Raw genomic sequence first — 13878 nt, 5'->3', positions numbered from 1 at the left:
TGACGTCGCAGGCTATGGCATTCCCCCGCGTCCGGGCGGCATGTTCCTGCAGCGGCTCCAGCCGACGACCGAGCAGGCTCAGTTTGGCTCCGGCCGCGCTCAGATGACTCGCGGCCGAAGCACCGATACCACTGCCGCCGCCGGTCACCACCGCGTGGGAGTTTTCCAGCAGCCTCATGCCTTCAGCATCTCTTGCTCGCGCCGCAGATTCCGGGCGAGCTGAGCCTGGCCGGCGAGGTAGGGCGGGGGAACATGAACGCCGCGATAGTCCTGCGCCGCGGCCGCACGCAGCGTCCACATCGGATCGATCAGGTGGGGCCTGGCGAGCGCGACGAGATCGGCGCGGCCGGCGGCAAGGATCGAATTGACATGGTCGGGCTCGTAGATGTTGCCGACCGCCATCGCGGACACGCGGGCTTCGTTGCGGACCTTGTCCGAGAAAGGCGTCTGAAACATCCGGCCATAGACCGGTTTGGAATCGGCCCAGGTCTGCCCCGCGGAGACGTCGATGAGGTCAGCGCCGGCTTCGCTGAAGGCGCGGGAGACGGCCACTGCGTCCTCAGGCGTAATGCCGAGCTCCCCCATCCAGTCGGTCGCCGAGATGCGGACGGACATCGGTTTTTCCGCCGGCCAGACCGCCCGCATCGCGCGAAAAACCTCGAGCGGGTATCGCAGGCGGTTCTCCAGGCTGCCGCCATATTCGTCGCTGCGCTTGTTCTGGAGCGGCGTGATGAAGCCGGACAGCAGATAGCCGTGCGCACAGTGAAGCTCGACCATGTCGAAGCCGGCCTCCAGCGCCATCAGGGTCGAGGCGACGAACTGATCGCGCACCTCGTCCATGTCGGCGCGCGTCATCGGGCGGGGCGGCTGGTTGGCGGACGACCAGGGCACGTCGGAGGCGGCGATCACCGGCCAATTGCCCTCGTCCAGCGGCACGTCATAGCCGTCCCAGCCGCACTTCGTTGAGCCCTTTGCGCCCGAATGACCGAGCTGCAGGCAGATTTTTGCCCGGCTGTTCGCGTGAACGAAATCGACGATCCGCCGCCAAGCGGAAACATGATCCGGCGCGTACAGGCCGGTGCATCCGGGGGTGATCCGGCCGGTGGCGGACACGCAGGTCATCTCGGTATAGACGAGGCCGGCTCCGCCCTGCGCGCGGGTGCCGTAATGGACGAGGTGGAAGTCGGTCGGTGTCCCGTCCACCGCCGAATACATGTCCATCGGCGAGACCACGATCCGGTTCTGGAGCGCCATATCGCGCAGTCGATACGGTGCGAACATCGGCGGGGCCGGATCGTTGACCGGAGTTCCCCGAGCCCGCGACTGAAACCAGCGTTCGACTCCTTCCAGCCAGCCCTTGTCGCGCAGGCGGAGATTCTCATGGCTGACGCGCTGCGAGCGGGTGAGCAGCGAATAGGCGAACTGGATCGGCTCGAAGTGGAGATAGCGGTCGAGCGTCTCGAACCACTCCGTGGAATTGCGCGCGCTGTTCTGAAGCTTCAGCACCTCCACGTTGCGCTCCTCGCGGTATTCCTCGAGCGCGGCCTCGCGACTCAGGCCGGGGCGGTTCAGCACCTCGGCAAGCTTGATCGCATCCTCCAGCGCGAGCTTGGTGCCGGAGCCGATCGAGAAATGGGCGGTATGCGCCGCGTCGCCGAGCAGGACGAGATTGCGGTGGGACCAGCGCTCGCAGATGATGCGGCGAAAGTTGAGCCAGGCCTGCGGGCCCGGCAGGTGCCGGGCATTGGACTGGAGGGGATGGCCGTCCAGATACCTGGCGAAGATGCGCTCGCACAAGGCGATCGCCTCATCCTGGTCCATGCGGTCGAGGCCGAGCGCGGCCCAGGTCTCCGGCTCCATTTCGACGATGAAGGTCGAAGCCTCGTCTTCGAAGCGGTAGGCATGCGCCCAGACCCACCCGGCCTCGGTCTGCTCGAACGCGAAGGTGAAGGCTTCGAACGCGCGGCTCGTGCCGAACCAGAAGAACTTGTTGCGGCGGACCTGGATGTCGACGCCGAAATGCGGCTCGTACCGCGTCCGGATGCGGCTGTTCGCCCCGTCGGCGGCGACGACGAGGTCGTAATCTGCCCAGTCGTCGCGATCGGCGCTGGCTTCGTGCTCGAAATGTAGCCGCACGCCGAGTTCGCGTGCGCGCTCCTGCAGGATGTGGAGGAGGCGCTTGCGGCCGATCCCGATAAAACCATGGCCGGAGGAGCGGACGGTCTGCCCGTGGATGTGGACTTCAATGTCGTCCCAATGCGCGAATTCATCGCGGATCACAGACCCGGACACGGGATCGTTGGCGAGCAGGTTCTCGACGGTCTGGTCGGAGAAGACGACGCCCCAGCCGAACGTGTCGTCGGCGCGGTTGCGCTCGAACAGCTCGATCTCGTGCTCCGGATCGCGCAGCTTCATCGAAATGGCGAAGTAAAGCCCGGCAGGACCCCCGCCCAGGCACGCGATCCGCATGGCGGCCTCCGTTGCTGCTGCGCGGTGGTAGCCTTCAAGTCGCCCCGGACTCAAGCGGCGCGGCGATGGGCCCGCGTCAGGATGGGTCTGCGCTGCGCGGCCAACATGCGGGGGCGAGCAGGACGGGCATTGGCAGTTCGAGCGGCTCCCAGCCCAGCCGGGCGATGACATCGTTGCTTTCCTTGGCCCGGCGCCCCCCATCCAAGGACCAGGTGATGTGAAAGGCGCCGCCGCCCGGACGATCGGTAGTGTCGGCGATCCGGACCACCATCGCTTCGACCCCTTCGCCGTCATCGGCGCGTCCGACAATCTCGCCAGTGGTTTCCGATGGTGGTTCGGAACCGGCGGCGACGCGGGAGGCGAGGGTGACGTGATCGGCCACAACCTGACCGTAACGCGGCGGAAATTGCATCAGCAGCTCCCTTCGCTGCTCCGGGTCCAGTTTCCAGCCGATAACATGGTCGCCGCCCTCCTCGGCGCGTTCGAAGGCTTGCTGTGCGGTGAGCGGCATGGCGGTTCAACCCGCGCGCATATGGCTCGTTCCGAACCAGCCGCGCCGTCCGGCGTTGTGGAGGGACAAGGAGCCAATCATGGACGATTGCAAAGGTGAACAGACGAGGGACTCGACTGCCGACGACAAGGATCGGGCGGAGCAGGGGCGCAAGAACCGGGAGGCGATGGACGAGCCGCCGCCGCACGGCACCGACCCTTTGCACGAAGGTCCCTAGCTCGTGTCGCGCGCGGCGAGGTAGGCGTCGAGCTGCTCACATTCGGCAGGGCTCATCTTGAGCCCGAGCTTGGTGCGGCGCCAGAGGATGTCGTCTGCGGTGCGCGCCCATTCGACCCGGCGCAGGTAATCGACTTCGAGCTGATATAGATCCGCACCGAAATGCCGGCCCAGATCGGCCGTGCTCCCGGCGGTTCCGAGCAGGTTCGCGATCCTCGCGCCATAGGAGCAAGCAAGCCGAAGCGAGAGCTTCGGGTCAATCCAGCGATCGATCGTTGCGAGGAACTCTTCGTGACTGTCGTCCCACATGTCGTCCATCTCGCCGCCCGGCAGGTAAGCGTGGCGCGTGCGGCAGCGCCCGCGGCTTCCGAGCTTGCCCAGCGCCCGATCGGCGAGCGCCCGTGCCGTGGTGATCTTGCCGCCGAACACGGACAGGAGCTTCGGGCCCGGGCCATCGTCCAGCTCGAGATGATAGTCGCGGGTCACGGCCTGCGCGCTGGCGGCGCCGTCGTCGTGCAGCGAGCGGACTCCGGAATAGCTCCAGCGCACGTCGCCCGGCCCGGTCTGGCCTTCGAAGTAGAGGTTCACCGCCGCGCAGAGGTAGGCGATCTCGTCGGGCGTGATCGTGGCGTCCTCCGGGCGCTCGACGGGGATGTCGGTCGTGCCGATGAGGTTGTGCTCGCCATGGGGGAGGGCGAATACGACCCGCCCGTCCGGCTGCTGCAGGATGTAAGCGTGATCGCCGTCGTAGAGCCGGGGCACGACGATGTGGCTGCCTTTGATCAGCCGCACCCGACTGGCGCTGTTGCGGCCGATCCGGCTGGTGAGCACGTCCGCAACCCAAGGGCCGGCCGCGTTGACGATCGCACGGGCGCAGACCTGGCGTCCCGCCGACAGCTCGACCGTCCAGGCCTCGCCGTCGCGGCGGGCGGAGAGGAGGGTGGTGCGGGTGGCGATCTCCGCGCCATGCTCGGCCGCGGCGAGCGCGTTCAGAACGACGAGGCGGGCGTCGTCGACCCAAGCGTCGTGATAGAGCGCCGCTCGTCCGGGTTTCCGAAGCGGCGCAATGAACGCGGTCTCGCCAGCGGCTAAGCTGCGTGAGCGGGGCAGGGCGCTCCGCCCGGCAAGCAGGTCGTACAAGGTGAGGCCCGAGCGCAGCATCCACCAGGGGCGGCCCCCTTCGCCCTGCGGCAGCACGAAACGGAGCGGCCGGACAATGTGCGGAGCGGTCCTGAGGAGGATTTCGCGTTCCCGGAGCGACTCGCGGACAAGCCGCAGCGCGCCTTGTTCGAGATAGCGAAGACCGCCGTGGATCAGTTTGGAGGAGGCCGAGCTGGTGTGTTGGGCGAGGTCGTCACGTTCGACCAGCAGCACCTGCAGCCCGCGCATCGCGGCATCGCGAGCAATCGCCGCCCCGTTGATTCCGCCGCCGACGATCAGGAGGTCGAAGCTGTCCCGCACGCTCCTCCCTACGTCATCCCAGCGAAAGCTGGAAACCATCGAACCGACATGTCACCATCGCAGGATGAACCCCCCAGGCTGGGGCGACGACGAGGGAAATGCGCGAACAGCTGCTGGTAATCGATGAAGGCACGACCAGCACGCGCGCCATGCTGTTCGCAAAGGACGGACGCTGCCTCGGAGTCCAGCAGCGGGAGCTAAGGCAGTATTACCCCGCGCCGGGATGGGTCGAACATGATCCTGAGGAGATCTGGGCGAAGAGCCTGGCCTGCGCTCAAGCGATCGTCGTCGGCGCGGGCGGGGCGGACCGGATCGCCGCAATCGGGATCACCAATCAGCGCGAGACGATCCTTTTCTGGTCACGGCGGACCGGGCGGGCGCTTGGCCCCGCGATCGTTTGGCAGGACCGCCGCACCGCGGCTTTGTGCAACGCACTGAAGGAGACGGATCACGAGCCCAGCCTGCAGGCCATAACAGGGCTGTTGCTTGATCCTTACTTCAGCGCCAGCAAGGTTCGCTGGGCGCTCGAGCACTGGCCTGACGTGGCGGAGGCGGGTGACGATCTGATGATCGGCACCGTCGAGTCATGGCTCGTCTATCGGCTGAGCGGCGGGCTCCACGTGACGGACGCCACCAATGCGTCGCGAACGGCGCTGATGAACATCGGTGTCGGACGCTGGGATGATGGCCTGCTAGACCTGTGGCGCGTCCAGGAAGCCGCTCTGCCGCGAATCGTCGACTGCGCCGGCGAGATCGGCTGGACAAAGCCGGAGCTGTTCGGCGCGCCCATCCTGATTGCTGGGCTGGCCGGGGACCAGCAGGCGGCGAGCATAGGCCAGGCCTGCCTCCGGCCCGGCGACACCAAGGCGACCTATGGGACCGGCGCGTTCATTCTCACCAGCACCGGGCGCAAGCAGCCGCGATCCGAGCATCGGCTCCTGTCCACCATCGCTTGGCAGCTCGGCGGCGTGCGTGAATATGCGCTGGAGGGCTCGGCGTTCGTGGCAGGCAGCCTGGTCAAATGGCTGCGGGACGAACTCGGTTTGCTGGGATCGGCTGCGGAGAGCGAAGCGCTTGCCCGGTCGGTCCCCGACAGCGGCGGCGTCGCCATCGTTCCCGCTCTGTCGGGGCTCGGGGCGCCGCACTGGCGGCCGGACGCGCGCGGCGCGATCACCGGGCTGAGTTTCGGCGTCACGCGCGCCCACATTGCCCGCGCTGCGCTGGAAGCCATGGCACATCAGAGCCACGACTTGATGACGGCGTTCGCGTCAGACGGCGCGACTTGGGGAACGCTCAAGATCGACGGCGGAATGGCCGCCAACGACTGCCTGGCGCAGGACCTTGCTGACGTGCTCGGCGTGCCCGTCGAACGGCCGGCGTTCGTCGAGACGACTGCGCTTGGGGCGGCGATGCTGGCGGGCGTCGGATGCGGCCTGTTCGCTTCGCTGGAGGAGGCAGCCTCGATGCGCGGCGCGGTGCAGCGCTTCGAGCCCGCCAAGGATGAGGAGACGCGCTCGGCCCGCCTGGAGCTTTGGAAACGTGCCCTGACAGCGGTTCTCGCTCAAACTCAATCTTAAGCCTCGTCCGCTACTTCCACGCGCATGATCCAGCGCGTGCATCTCATCGCGGCCGCCCGGCCGAACTTCATGAAGGTGGCGCCGCTCTGGCATGCGCTGGCGGCCGCGCCCGATTTCCAGCCGGTGCTGATCCACACGGGCCAGCATTACGACCCCAACATGTCGGACGCGATCTTCGCGGACCTGAGGCTGCCCAAGCCGGACCATCATCTGGGCGTCGGCTCCGGCAGCCATGCCGAGCAGACCGGCGGCGTGATGATCGCCTATGAGAAGATCGCGCTGGAGGACCGGCCGGACTGGCTGGTGGTGGTGGGCGACGTGAACTCCACCGCGGCCTGCGCGATGGTCGCGGCCAAGCTGCATTTCCCCGTCGTGCATCTCGAAGCAGGGCTCCGCAGCCGCGATCGGCGCATGCCCGAGGAGATCAACCGGCTCGTGACCGACGCCATCTCGGACGTGCTCTGGACCCCGTCGCCCGATGCCGACGAGAACCTCATCGCGGAAGGCGTACCCGACGAGCGGATCGCGCGCGTGGGCAACATCATGCTGGACAGTTTCGAGCTGGTGCGGCCGGCGATCGAGGCGGCGAACGTCGCCGGCGAGCTTGAGCTTGCTCAGGGCGGCTACGGCGTGGTCACGCTGCACCGCCCATCCAATGTCGACGAACCGGCGCAGCTGGAGCGATTGGTGGTGGCCTTGCTGCAGGTCCAGAAGCGGCTGCCGCTCGTCTTTCCCGTCCACCCGCGCACGGCTCAGCGGCTCGCCGCCTGCGGCCTCGATGCGAAGCTCCGGACTGCAGGCGTGCGTCTGATCGAGCCGCAGCCTTATGTCCGCTTCATGAGCCTCGTGACCGGAGCCGCCGCGGCGATCACCGACAGCGGCGGCATCCAGGAAGAGACCACCTATCTCGGGATTCCGTGCCTGACGCTGCGGGAAAATACCGAACGGCCGATCACGATCAGCCAGGGCACCAATCGCCTGGTTAGACCGCAGACGCTGGCCTGCGAACTCGAAGCGGCGCTCGCCGCTCCGAAACACGAACGGCGGCGGCCCGACCTGTGGGACGGGCGCACCGCCGCGCGTTGCCTTGCCGACCTGCGGGCGCGCTCGGGAGCCGGCGCGCTCATCACCCGCGCCGCCTGAGCCTTACCAGATCCGGACGCGATCCTCCGGCGCGACATAGTTCTTGTCGCCGGGCTTCACGTTGAACGCCTCGTACCAGGCATCGACGTTGCGAAGCGGAGCGAAAGCGCGGATCTGGCCGGGCGAGTGCGGGCCGTTGATGATCTGCTGCCGTAGCGCATCGTCGCGGAACAGGGTGCGCCACACCTGCGCCCAGCCCATGAACAGGCGCTGTTCGCCGGTATAGCCGTCGATCACAGGCGCGGGCTTGCCGCCCAGCGACGTGCGAAAGGCTTCGAGCCCGAGCAGGATGCCGCCGAGATCCCCGATATTCTCGCCCATCGCGACGCGGCCGTTGATGTGCATGCCGGGCAAGGTGGGGAAGTCATAAGCCTCGTATTGCGCACCCAGCTTAGTCGCCTGCGCCTCGAACTTGGCCGCGTCCTCGGCAGTCCACCAGTCGCGCAGCATGCCCTTGCCGTCGGATTTCCGGCCCTGATCGTCAAAGCCGTGGCTGATCTCGTGGCCGATCACGCCGCCGATCGCGCCATAATTCACCGCCGGGTCGGCCTTCGGATCGAAGAAGGGCGGCTGCAGGATCGCGGCCGGAAACACGATCTCGTTCTTCACCGGCGAGTAGTAAGCGTTCACCGTCTGCGGGGTCATGCCCCACTCCTTGTCATCGACCCGCTGGCCGAGCCGATTGCGGCGATAATCCCATTCGAACTTCGCCGCGCGCTCGACGTTGCCGAACAGGTCGCCGTTGCGGATGGCGAGGCCCGAATAATCGCGCCACTCGTCCGGATGACCGATCTTGAGCCCGAAGTTCTGGAGCTTATCGAGCGCCTGGACCTTTGTCGCGGGGCTCATCCACTGCAGGCCTTCGATCCGCTTGCGCATCGCGACTCGCAGGTCGGCGACGAGCTTGTCCATCTTCACCTTGGATTCGGCCGGATAGTAAAGCTTGACGTAGTCCCGTCCGATGGCTTCGCCCATCGCGCCTTCGGCAACGGCCACACCGCGCTTCCACCGGTCCCGTTGCTCGGGCTGGCCGTTCAGGAACTTCTGCCGGAACTCGAAATTCGCGTCCACGAAGCGCTTGGACAGCAGAGGCGCGGCGTCATCCACCGTGTGGAAGGCCTGCCATGCCTTTAGCGTCTCAAGATCGGTCGCGGCGAAAATCTGCGCCAGTTTCGGGAAGGCCGTGTTCTGGGACACGACGATCTTCTCGGCCTTGCCAATTCCGCCGGCTTTCACGAACGTTGCCCAGTTGAAGCCCGGAGCATTCGTCTGGAGCTGGGCCAAAGTGGTCGGATTGTAGGTCTTGTCGCGGTTGCGGCTCTCGGCCCTGGTCCAATGCGCGTTGGCGATCTGCGTTTCGAGCGCGACCACCTTCGCAGCCGCGGCTTCCGCGTCGGCCCAGCCGACCATGCCGAGCATCTGCGCGACATATTGCTGGTAGCGCGTCTTCTGCGGCGCGAATTTCTCCTGCAGATAGAGTTCGCGGTCCGACAGGCCGAGCCCGGACTGGCCCATGTAGAGCACGTAATAATCGGGGTTCTTGCTGTCGTCGTTGACGAACGAGCCGAAGAAGCTGCCGCCGAAACCGCCGCCGAGCGCCTCGCCCATCGAGCGGGCCATCTGGTCCTTGCTCTTCATTGCGCGGATCGCGGCGATCTTCGGCTGGATCGGCTTGGCGTCGAGCTTTTCGATCGCCGCCTCATCCATGAAGCCGCGGTAGAGCGCCGCAACCTTCGCCTGGTCACCGTCCTTGGCCGGGTTGCCGACCTTGTAGCCCTCGACCAGCTGCCGCATCCGCGCTTCGGACAGGTCGCGCAGCACGGCGAAGCCGCCATAGGAAGAGCGGTCGGCGGGGATCGGCGTGTTCTTTGCCCAGGTGCCGTTGACGTACCCGAAGAAATCGTCGCCAGGCTTGACGCTCTTGTCCATGCCCGCGGTGTCGATGCCCCACTCGCCCATGCGATTTGCTTCGGTGGAGGAGGCGGAACCGCCGCTCTGGGCAGGCTGATCAAACAGCGACAGCATTGTGCACTGCTCGTCGATGCAGGCGTGATCGTCACGCGCGGCAAGCGGAGCTGCGGCGATGAGGGCGAGCAACGACACTGTCAGGCGAAGTGACTTCATTCGGACATCCTCTGTTGTTTAGGAGCGCGAGTGCGATTCGCCGCACATCTGCTTGATAATCCTGTCTTCTACGCGGACGGTCGGCTGTCAACCCTTGCCTCCCGCGCGAGACTTTCCAGTTCGGGCTCTGGCGAGGCTCTCGCGCAGAACTCGTGCACGTGTCTCCAACTCCCGCCGCTCCAAAGCGGAGAGCCCGCCTTGGCCGTAGCGCTCGGCCGCACGATCGATCAGGCGCGCCTCACGGTAAAGCTGGCGGGCTTCGCGCCTGGTGAGCTCGCCCGTCTCGCGTGCCCGTTCGATCCCGCGGCGCACATTGCGCAATTCGCGGCCGATGCCCGGCCCGGGAAGGCTGCTGTCGCCGAGATAGGGACTTGCGACCGGCACCGGCTCGTAAACGGGGCGGCCGACGAACTGGGCAGCCGCGGGACTGACAATCAGCAGGCTGGCGGCACCGAGATAAGGTGAGGCGGTCAGAACGCGCATATGGCGACTCCAGGCTTGGACGGCCGCAACGTCCGTTACGGAAGCTGAACGACGGCCGAACTCGGCTGGATGGTCCGTCCTCTTTCCTGCGAAGCCGGTCCTGTCCGCGTTGGGGCGCGTGCAATCAGTAAGCGCGGCTGATCGCAAATTCGACCGCCTCGACCAGCGCCGCCTTCGCCTTGCCACCCCGGAAGGCGCCGAGCGCGTCGATCGCGCGCTGGCCGTAGTGGCGGGCGCGCGCCATCGTATCGCGGATTGCGCCGGTTCGCTCGAGCAGGGCAGTCGCCTGCGTCAGGTCTTCGTCCGAGATTCGGCGCCCCTCCATCGCCTCGCGCCAGAACAGGCGATCGGCGTCGTCGCCGCGGGCATGAGCGAGGATCACCGGCAGGGTCACCTTGCCGTCCCGAAAGTCGTCGCCGACGCCCTTGCCCATGGTCTGGGCATCCGAGACGTAGTCGATCGCGTCGTCGACCAATTGGAAGGCGATGCCGAGATTGCGGCCATAGGCGTCGAGCGCCTCCTCGACCGGTTCGTCGCGCTCGGCGACCACCGCCGCGATCCGGCACGCGGCCGCGAACAGGGCCGCGGTCTTGGCGCTGATGATGCTGAGATATTGATCTTCGCTGGTTTCGACACGTCGCTGCGCAGTGAGCTGATCGACTTCACCTTCGGCGATCACCGCAGAAGCGCGTGAAAGGATGCGGAGCACCTTGAGGCTGCCGTCCTCGACCATCAGTTCGAAGCTGCGGCTGAACAGGAAGTCGCCGACCAGCACGCTGGCCGGATTGCCCCAGATGATGTTGGCCGTGCGCTTGCCGCGGCGGAGCCCCGAGCCGTCCACCACGTCGTCGTGAAGCAGCGTCGCCGTGTGGATGAACTCGACGGCGGCGGCGAGCTTGTGATGACGCCCGCCCTGATAATCGAGCAGGCGGGCGCAGGCGAGCGTCAGCATCGGCCGCATCCGCTTGCCCCCACCGGCGATGAGGTGCCCGGCCAGTTCCGGGATCAACGCCACCTCGCTTTGCATCCGCTCGAGGATGACCGCATTGACGCCATTGAGATCGGCCGCGACGAGCTGAACCATCGGATCAAGCGACGGCGCACGCCTCGAGCTGAGCTGGTGAATGGTGGCCGTCATCAAGCTGCCTCTACAGTCACAGGCGCCTCGCTGCCGGCCTGTCTGGAAAGCTGCTGGTCGAAAGTTTTGAAGGGCGGGTAGTGCCGCGCGGCGATCAGATGGAGCATGTCCGCCCCATCCGCGCCATTTCGATGACGATCAAGCGCCCAGAGCAGGAAAGGGCGCAGCTCGGGTTCGACCGGCTGCAGCCGCGTGAAATGGGTAAGGGCGACGTTGATGCGGGCCCGGTCCCATCCATATGTTCGTCTCAGCACCCACTCCGCTTCCATCAAGACGCCGTGAGAGATGAACACGCCTTCTGCCACGTAGTTGGTCGCCTTGGCCGTTTGGTCCGGATCGTCCGCAACAAGGAACCGGACGAGGGCATTGGTATCGATCGAGCGCACTAGCGGCGGGTCTTCCGCTCGTATCGCTCGCTCGCTTCGGCGAGAATGGCTTCTTCCATCTGGGCGAGCGAAACGGCCGGATCAGGGTGCGCAGGCACTCGACGTCTGAATTCCTCGATGGTGATCCGCTCGCCATCGATGGGCGGCGGGCGAAGCAGGACCCCCTCGGCGGTTTCGATCACATCGAGCCGATCTCCTTCGGACCATGAGAGCCGGTCCCGAACGGCCTTAGGGATGACCACTTGCCCCTTTGCCGAGATTTTGGTCTGCACGTTCATAGTTGTAAGATACGTCTTACCGGCCTCAAGACAATCCGGCTCCGCACAAAGGCAGCTTCAGCCGGGCCAGCAGGCCGCCAAGGTCCTCGCTCTCTTCGAGATGGATCGAGCCGCCGTATATCTCCGCCACGTCACGGACGATGGCGAGGCCGAGGCCCGTGCCGGGCTTTTCAGTATCGAGCCGTACGCCGCGGTCGAAGATGGCGGCGCGCATGCCCTCGGGGATGCCGCGGCCGTCATCCTCGACATCGATCTCGACGCATTCGAGCGTGGTGCGGACGGTGACGAAAACGCGGCCGCCGCCATATTTCGCAGCGTTCTCGATGAGGTTGCCCACCATCTCGTCCAAATCCTGCCGTTCGACCCGGACCGCCGCGTCGCGTTGCCCATCCAGGTCGACGGTTGCCTCGTAGATTTTGGAAATCGCGCGCTCCACCGCCTCCAGTGACGGCCAGACTTCGGCGCGCGCCTGGGCGCTCGATCGCCGGCCGATCGCGCGGGCGCGGGCCAGGTGGTGGTCCACTTGGCGCCGCATGGTGGTGGCCTCGCGGCAGACCGTGTCGGCCAGATCCGGGCTCTTGGCGGTGGCGGCGTTGGTGATGACGGTAAGCGGCGTCTTCAGCGCATGGGCGAGATTACCCGCGTGACGCCGCGCTTCCTCGGCCTGCACTTCGTTGTGGACGAGAAGCGCGTTCAGCTCCTCGGTGAGCGGCTCGATCTCCAGCGGGAAGCGCTCCTCGATCCGGGCCTTCTCGCCGGAGCGGATCGAGGCGAGCGCCTTGCGCACGCGGCGGAGCGGCCAGAGGCCGTAAAGCGCCTGAAGCGCCGCCAGAATGAGCAGCCCGAGACCAAGCACCCCGAACGAGCGGACGAGGGTGCGGCGCAGCACCTTGATCTGCTCGTCCAGATCGACCCGGTTCTGCGCAACCTGGAACCGCCATCGCACCGGCGAGCCGGGCAGCTTCACGTCACGTTCGACGATCCGCAGCGTCTCCGTCTCGAACTCACGGCTGTCATAGGTGTGGATGTCGAGATCGCGGTGCGGCGGGCCCACCTTGAGCGTCTGGTCCCACAGCGAGCGGGAGCGGAACGGATCGACGTTCCCACCGCTGATCTGGAAATAAACGCCTGAATAGGCCTCCAGGAAGCGTTGATCGGCCGGGGGGCGTTCCAGGATAACCTCGCCGTCGGGCCCCATCTCGGCAGCCCCGATCAGCGCGGTGAGCACATAATCGAGCTGAGCATCGAAGTTGCGCGTGATGGCGGAGGTCAGGATGCGATCGAGCGCGTAGCCGCCGGCGCCGAGCAGGACGATGATCCAGATCGCCGCGATCCCGATCATGCGCCGGGTGAGCGAGCCCGTGCCGCGGCGGGCTTTGCTTCGTGCCGGCTTCAACCGATCAAAGGCGGGCGGTTTGTTCAATCAAGCTCCACCATCTCGTCGCCCTGAACTTGATTCAGAGCCCACCTGCTCACCTTGTGTGCCGCGTCCAAGATGGATGCTGAACCAAGTTCAGCATGACGGCGGGGCAGTTCAAGCCCGCGGATCTTCCAGCGAATAGCCGAGGCCGCGGATGGTCGTGATCACATCCTGGCCGAGCTTCTTGCGGATGCGGGTGACGAACACTTCAATGGTGTTGGAATCTCGATCGAAATCCTGATCGTAGATGTGCTCGATCAGCTCGGTGCGGCTGACCACCTTGCCCTTGTGATGCATCAGATAGGAGAGGAGCTTATATTCCTGCGCTGTGAGCTTCACCGGCTCGCCATCGAGCGTCACCTTGCCCGACCGCGTGTCGAGGCGGACGTCTCCGGCCATCAGCTCGGTCGAGGCGTTGCCCGAGGCGCGGCGGATCAGCGCGCGCAGCCGGGCGATCAGCTCCTCGGTCTGGAACGGCTTGGCGAGGTAATCGTCCGCGCCCGCGTCCAGCCCCGCCACCTTGTCGGACCAGCTGTCGCGCGCGGTCAAGACCAGCACGGGCGTCTCCTTGCCCTCCTTGCGCCAGCGGTCCAGCACCGTCAGTCCGTCGACTTCGGGCAGCCCGAGATCGAGGATGATCGCATCGTAATTCTCGGTCGAGCCCAGATAATG

The 13878-nt window shown here is 66.2% G+C and carries 14 protein-coding genes; 3 read left to right on the top strand and 11 right to left on the bottom strand.

Going from position 1 to position 13878, the window contains the following annotated elements; genetic code table 11:
- The 3 genes from VF631_RS01755 to VF631_RS01745 all read right to left on the bottom strand — a co-directional run.
- Positions 1–178: SDR family NAD(P)-dependent oxidoreductase (locus tag VF631_RS01755; RefSeq protein WP_431848544.1), on the bottom strand; the 178-nt coding region annotated here is incomplete at its 3' end.
- Positions 175–2469 carry a bifunctional salicylyl-CoA 5-hydroxylase/oxidoreductase gene (locus tag VF631_RS01750; protein WP_431848542.1) on the bottom strand — a complete coding sequence of 765 codons (2295 nt, stop codon included), beginning with the start codon at positions 2467–2469 and terminating at the stop codon, positions 175–177. The genes VF631_RS01755 and VF631_RS01750, both read right to left, overlap by 4 nt.
- 76 nt (positions 2470–2545) lie before the next feature.
- Positions 2546–2980: a hypothetical protein gene (locus VF631_RS01745; RefSeq protein WP_431848541.1), complete on the bottom strand. Its 435-nt coding sequence runs from the start codon at positions 2978–2980 to the stop codon at positions 2546–2548.
- A gap of 79 nt (positions 2981–3059) precedes the next feature.
- Between VF631_RS01745 and VF631_RS01740 the strand changes: the two genes are divergently transcribed.
- A complete protein-coding gene (locus VF631_RS01740; RefSeq protein WP_431848540.1) occupies positions 3060–3197 on the top strand; it encodes a hypothetical protein in 138 nt (45 codons plus the stop codon).
- On the opposite strand, the gene glpD is transcribed toward VF631_RS01740, so the two are convergent.
- A complete protein-coding gene (glpD, locus tag VF631_RS01735) occupies positions 3194–4657 on the bottom strand; it encodes a glycerol-3-phosphate dehydrogenase (protein ID WP_431848539.1) in 1464 nt (487 codons plus the stop codon). The two genes, VF631_RS01740 and glpD, sit on opposite strands and share 4 nt — an antisense overlap.
- Before the next feature lie 98 nt (positions 4658–4755).
- Between glpD and glpK the strand changes: the two genes are divergently transcribed.
- Together glpK and wecB are read left to right on the top strand one after the other, a co-directional pair.
- On the top strand, positions 4756–6234 hold the full coding sequence (gene glpK / locus VF631_RS01730; protein WP_431848538.1) for a glycerol kinase GlpK: 1479 nt from the start codon (positions 4756–4758) through the stop codon (positions 6232–6234).
- Positions 6235–6258: 24 nt separating this feature from the next.
- Positions 6259–7377, top strand: coding sequence for a non-hydrolyzing UDP-N-acetylglucosamine 2-epimerase (wecB, locus tag VF631_RS01725; protein WP_431848537.1), 1119 nt, complete (start codon positions 6259–6261; stop codon positions 7375–7377).
- A 3-nt stretch (positions 7378–7380) separates the two neighbouring features.
- Here the strand turns inward: wecB and VF631_RS01720 are convergent, their stop codons facing one another.
- From VF631_RS01720 to VF631_RS01690, 7 genes are all read right to left on the bottom strand, one after another.
- Entirely contained in the window at positions 7381–9501 is a 2121-nt protein-coding gene (locus VF631_RS01720) for a M13 family metallopeptidase (RefSeq protein WP_431848536.1), read from the bottom strand.
- An 87-nt stretch (positions 9502–9588) separates the two neighbouring features.
- The gene (locus VF631_RS01715) at positions 9589–9984 is read right to left on the bottom strand and encodes a hypothetical protein (RefSeq protein ID WP_431848535.1); all 396 of its coding nucleotides are present in this window, start codon (positions 9982–9984) and stop codon (positions 9589–9591) included.
- 124 nt (positions 9985–10108) lie between these two features.
- A complete protein-coding gene (locus tag VF631_RS01710; protein WP_431848534.1) occupies positions 10109–11122 on the bottom strand; it encodes a polyprenyl synthetase family protein in 1014 nt (337 codons plus the stop codon).
- A complete protein-coding gene (locus tag VF631_RS01705) occupies positions 11122–11508 on the bottom strand; it encodes a type II toxin-antitoxin system VapC family toxin (protein WP_431848533.1) in 387 nt (128 codons plus the stop codon). Before VF631_RS01705 ends, VF631_RS01710 begins: the two co-directional genes overlap by 1 nt.
- Positions 11508–11780: an AbrB/MazE/SpoVT family DNA-binding domain-containing protein gene (locus tag VF631_RS01700; protein ID WP_431848532.1), complete on the bottom strand. Its 273-nt coding sequence runs from the start codon at positions 11778–11780 to the stop codon at positions 11508–11510. Before VF631_RS01700 ends, VF631_RS01705 begins: the two co-directional genes overlap by 1 nt.
- A 31-nt stretch (positions 11781–11811) precedes the next feature.
- Positions 11812–13128: an ATP-binding protein gene (locus tag VF631_RS01695; RefSeq protein ID WP_431848543.1), complete on the bottom strand. Its 1317-nt coding sequence runs from the start codon at positions 13126–13128 to the stop codon at positions 11812–11814.
- Between the two features lie 192 nt (positions 13129–13320).
- A partial coding sequence (locus VF631_RS01690; protein WP_431848531.1) for a winged helix-turn-helix domain-containing protein occupies positions 13321–13878 on the bottom strand: 558 nt, incomplete at its 5' end.

The sequence above is a fragment of the Allosphingosinicella sp. genome (assembly GCF_036387615.1).
Taxonomy (GTDB): domain Bacteria; phylum Pseudomonadota; class Alphaproteobacteria; order Sphingomonadales; family Sphingomonadaceae; genus Allosphingosinicella.
The sequence above is the reverse complement of the archived record's forward strand: the minus strand, read 5'-3'. Positions and strand labels throughout refer to the sequence as shown.

Excerpts from the sequence above, each read along its gene's own strand:
- VF631_RS01715 (WP_431848535.1), bottom strand. The coding sequence starts at position 9,984 with ATGCGCGTTCTGACCGCCTCACCTTATCTCGGTGCCGCCAGCCTGCTG.
- VF631_RS01720 (WP_431848536.1), bottom strand. The coding sequence starts at position 9,501 with ATGAAGTCACTTCGCCTGACAGTGTCGTTGCTCGCCCTCATCGCCGCA.
- VF631_RS01740 (WP_431848540.1), top strand. The coding sequence starts at position 3,060 with ATGGACGATTGCAAAGGTGAACAGACGAGGGACTCGACTGCCGACGAC.
- VF631_RS01710 (WP_431848534.1), bottom strand. The coding sequence starts at position 11,122 with ATGACGGCCACCATTCACCAGCTCAGCTCGAGGCGTGCGCCGTCGCTT.
- wecB (WP_431848537.1), top strand. The coding sequence starts at position 6,259 with ATGATCCAGCGCGTGCATCTCATCGCGGCCGCCCGGCCGAACTTCATG.
- VF631_RS01695 (WP_431848543.1), bottom strand. The coding sequence starts at position 13,128 with ATGATCGGGATCGCGGCGATCTGGATCATCGTCCTGCTCGGCGCCGGC.
- VF631_RS01750 (WP_431848542.1), bottom strand. The coding sequence starts at position 2,469 with ATGCGGATCGCGTGCCTGGGCGGGGGTCCTGCCGGGCTTTACTTCGCC.
- glpK (WP_431848538.1), top strand. The coding sequence starts at position 4,756 with ATGCGCGAACAGCTGCTGGTAATCGATGAAGGCACGACCAGCACGCGC.
- VF631_RS01745 (WP_431848541.1), bottom strand. The coding sequence starts at position 2,980 with ATGCCGCTCACCGCACAGCAAGCCTTCGAACGCGCCGAGGAGGGCGGC.